The following is a 3,007-nucleotide window of genomic DNA, read 5'->3' as shown; positions in this document are numbered from 1 at the left end:
CCTAACACACACCAAAAGGCCCCACCCCAACCCCTCCCCTAAAGGGGAGGGGTTGGGGTGGCTGATGCCACTATTGTTCGCCACAATGATACTGATCCCCGAAACGGCATTCGCACAAAGCAGCGGCGCTATGGATCGCGCGCTGGGAGAGATTGCAGGCAATGGCCGCCCGCTCTCGCTGTCGCTGCAAATCCTGCTGCTCATGGGGTTGCTCACCATTCTGCCTTCGCTGGTGCTGATGATGACTAGTTTCACGCGGATCATCATCGTGCTGTCGATCCTGCGCCACGCGCTCGGGCTGCAGCAAACCCCGCCCAATCAAGTGCTGGTGGGCCTAAGCCTTTTCCTTTCGCTGTTCGTGATGCAGCCTGTGCTGTCCGACATCAACCGTGCCGCGATCACGCCTTATGGCGAACAGCAGATCGGGATTGAAGAGGCAGTGTCGCGCGCAGGTGCGTCGCTGCACGGCTTCATGCTCGCCCAGACCCGCAAGGGTGATCTGGCGCTGTTCACCAAACTCGCCAAATCGCCCCCGCTTGCCAGCCCGAAGGAGGTGCCATTTGCGATCCTGCTTCCCGCCTTTGTCACCAGCGAACTCAAGACCGCCTTCCAGATCGGCTTTTTGATCTTCCTGCCCTTTCTGATCATCGACCTGATGGTCGCATCGGCGCTGATGTCGCTTGGGATGATGATGCTTTCGCCCACCATCGTCTCGATGCCGTTCAAGCTATTGCTCTTTGTACTGGTCGATGGCTGGGCGCTGACCATGGGCTCACTCGCCGCCTCTTTCGCGAGCCGATGATATGGAACAGGACGCTTTCCTCGCGATTGCGCAGCAGGCGCTGTGGGTGCTCGCCCTCGCCTCCGCGCCAATCCTGATCCCGGCGCTCGTTACCGGGGTGTTGCTCGGCATGGTGCAGGCAGCAACCTCTATCAACGAACAGACGCTGAGCTTTGTGCCCAAGCTAATCCTTGTCGCGATCTGCCTTGCGCTGTTTGGCGGCAGCATCATGGTGCTGATCGCCGACTTCACCCGCGACATTTTCGACCAGATCCCTTTGCTGCTGCGCTAGAGCATGGGCGAATTCGCATTCGGCAATGTTGAGGCGACCTTGCAATTGTGGCTGCTCGCGATGATCCGCCCGGGTGCCGCGATGCTCGCCGCACCCTTTTTTGGCGCCGCCAAAGTGCCGGTGCAATTGCAGCTGGTACTGGCGCTGGCGCTCGCTTTGCCAGCCGCCGAGATGCTTCGTCCGGCTCTGCCTGTTGACGGTCTGGTTTCACTTTCGGGTCTTTTAATGATGACAAGCGAAGTGCTGACGGGGCTAGCAATGGGATTCGCGCTGCAAATCGGTTTCGCCGCCGCGCTGCTCGCGGGGGAGGTTATCAGCAACATGATGGGCATCGGCTTTGCCGCGATGGCTGATCCGGCAACGGGGCAGCCCAGCCCCGCCATAGGGCAATATCTGTCGATGCTGGCGCTGTTTCTCTTTCTGGCGGGCGACGGGCATTTGCTGTTCTTCGAACTGGTTTTCGAAAGCTACCGCACCCTGCCCCCGGGGGTCGGCTGGCTCTCATCAAAAGCGCTGCAAGGGCTGGTGCAATTTGGCGGTCTGGTCTTTGTCGCCGGATTGGCGGTTGCGATGCCCGTGTTGTCGGCGCTGCTGATGGTGCAGGCGGTTTTCGCGATTGTTTCGCGGTCGGCGCCGACGCTCAATCTGTTTTCGGTCGGGCTGCCAGTGACGCTGTCGGCAGGCATTGTCCTGCTTGCTATTGCGACGCCGGTGATGGCCGAGACTTTGGTGCGGACGATGGCCGAGGCGATGGCCGAAGCCGCGCGGCTTGCGCAAGGCTGAGCAATGGCCGACACCCCCGATCGCGATCAGCAGACCGAAGCGCCCACGCCAAAACGGCGGCAGGACGCGGCGGAGGAAGGCGATGTTCTGATCTCGCGCGAGCTGGCTTCGGCGCTGGTGATGCTTGCAGGGGTCGGTTGGTTGGCGTTGGCGGGCAAATGGCTGGTCGGTGCAGCTTCAAACATGCTGCGTGACGGCCTGTCTGTCGAGCGCAACCACTTCGCCAGTTTCGATGTATCGGACCGCTTGGCGGAATTGCTCGCGCCGCTGCTTTTGCCCTTTGCTGCCTTGTTGCTTGCGAGCCTTGCCGCCGCCATTGCGGGGCCTGCGGTGCTGGGCTCTTTTGGTTGGCGGTCCAAAGCGATGGCGTTCAAGGGCAACCGGCTGAGTCCCTTGGCGGGCATCAAGCGCATCTTCGGGATGCAGGGATTGATCGAGCTGACCAAGGCATTGGCCAAGGCGACGCTACTCGGTGTGGTCGGCTGGTGGCTTGTGATCGACGAGCTGCCCAAATTCTTGTCACTCTCATCTGCCGACCCGCTCTCGGCTTCCAGACGACTGGGCGATAGTCTGGTATCGCTTTTATTGGCGCTGTGCTTTGCGATGCTGCTCATTGCGCTGCTCGATGTCCCCGCCCAGATCTTCCAGCGCACCCGCCGCCTTCGGATGTCGCGCGAACAGGTTAAGGAAGAGCTGCGGCAAAGCGAAGGCGCGCCCGAACTGAAGGCCCAATTGCGCGCCCGGCAACAGGCCATCCTCAGCCAATCAGCGCGCAAAGCGATGGTCGAGGCGAATGTGCTGCTCAACAATCCCAGCCATTTCTCGGTCGCCTTGCGCTATCGCCCCGGCAAGGACGCCGCCCCGGTCGTGGTCGCCCGCGGTCGTGACGAAGTGGCGCTGGCGATGCGCGAACTGGCCAGCGAGCGCGAGGTGCCGATGCTCGACTATCCGGTGCTGACCCGCGCGCTCTATTTCACCACCCGCGCGGGGCAGGCCATCCCTGAGGACCTGTATCAGGCCGTCGCGATCATCCTCGCCTTTGTCTTCCGGCTCGACCGCGAAATGGGGCAAAGGATACCGCCGCCAGCGGTCGAGGTGCCCCTTAAGAAACGCTTCGATTCCGAGGGCAAACCTGAAGCGGATTGAATCAC

Annotated in this window: 4 protein-coding genes; all 4 read left to right on the top strand. The window is 61.6% G+C overall.

The features are described from left to right. Nucleotides 1-64 precede the first annotated feature (64 nt). From fliP to ABL922_RS14345, 4 genes are read left to right on the top strand one after another with little or no spacing between them, the layout of a single operon-like run. Nucleotides 65-802, top strand: a complete 738-nt coding sequence (gene fliP, locus ABL922_RS14360; protein WP_349024895.1) for a flagellar type III secretion system pore protein FliP — start codon at nt 65-67, stop codon at nt 800-802. Between the two features lies 1 nt (nt 803). After that, entirely contained in the window at nt 804-1,073 is a 270-nt protein-coding gene (gene fliQ, locus ABL922_RS14355; RefSeq protein WP_349024894.1) for a flagellar biosynthesis protein FliQ, read from the top strand. Nucleotides 1,074-1,076: 3 nt separating this feature from the next. Continuing rightward, on the top strand, nt 1,077-1,856 hold the full coding sequence (gene fliR / locus ABL922_RS14350) for a flagellar biosynthetic protein FliR (protein WP_349024893.1): 780 nt from the start codon (nt 1,077-1,079) through the stop codon (nt 1,854-1,856). Nucleotides 1,857-1,859: 3 nt separating this feature from the next. Continuing rightward, entirely contained in the window at nt 1,860-3,002 is a 1,143-nt protein-coding gene (locus ABL922_RS14345; protein WP_349024892.1) for a flagellar type III secretion system protein FlhB, read from the top strand. Nucleotides 3,003-3,007 lie beyond the last annotated feature (5 nt).

Origin of the sequence: Sphingorhabdus sp. (assembly GCF_040079335.1) — a bacterium.
GTDB lineage: Bacteria > Pseudomonadota > Alphaproteobacteria > Sphingomonadales > Sphingomonadaceae > Sphingorhabdus_B.
This window is presented reverse-complemented; position numbering and strand designations above follow the sequence as displayed.

Excerpts from the sequence above, each read along its gene's own strand:
- fliP (WP_349024895.1), top strand. The coding sequence starts at position 65 with ATGCCACTATTGTTCGCCACAATGATACTGATCCCCGAAACGGCATTC.
- fliQ (WP_349024894.1), top strand. The coding sequence starts at position 804 with ATGGAACAGGACGCTTTCCTCGCGATTGCGCAGCAGGCGCTGTGGGTG.
- fliR (WP_349024893.1), top strand. The coding sequence starts at position 1,077 with ATGGGCGAATTCGCATTCGGCAATGTTGAGGCGACCTTGCAATTGTGG.
- ABL922_RS14345 (WP_349024892.1), top strand. The coding sequence starts at position 1,860 with ATGGCCGACACCCCCGATCGCGATCAGCAGACCGAAGCGCCCACGCCA.